A 213-nucleotide genomic window follows, 5' to 3' on the forward strand; every position below is an offset into this window, starting at 1 on the left:
TTCTCAACCTCGACGACTACGCGGTCGATCTCGTTGCCGTCCTTGTCCTTGACAATGACAGTGATCTTGTCACCAGGCTTAGCGTCCTTATCGATGTCGACAATCAGGTTGCCGTTGTCATCGATTTCAGCCTTACCAGGGCCATCGGTCTCAACCGTGGTGCCTTCCGGAACGTCACCGCCGGTGTTCGGGATCTCAACCTTGTCGCCAGGC

The 213-nt window shown here is 55.9% G+C and carries 1 protein-coding gene; it reads right to left on the reverse strand.

The genetic code is table 11. The annotated features are described in order from the left end of the window. Positions 1-213: hypothetical protein (locus tag HMPREF2635_RS13445; RefSeq protein WP_168167662.1), on the reverse strand; the 213-nt coding region annotated here is incomplete at both ends.

Origin of the sequence: Corynebacterium sp. HMSC035E02, from assembly GCF_001836065.1 — a bacterium.
GTDB lineage: Bacteria > Actinomycetota > Actinomycetes > Mycobacteriales > Mycobacteriaceae > Corynebacterium > Corynebacterium hiratae.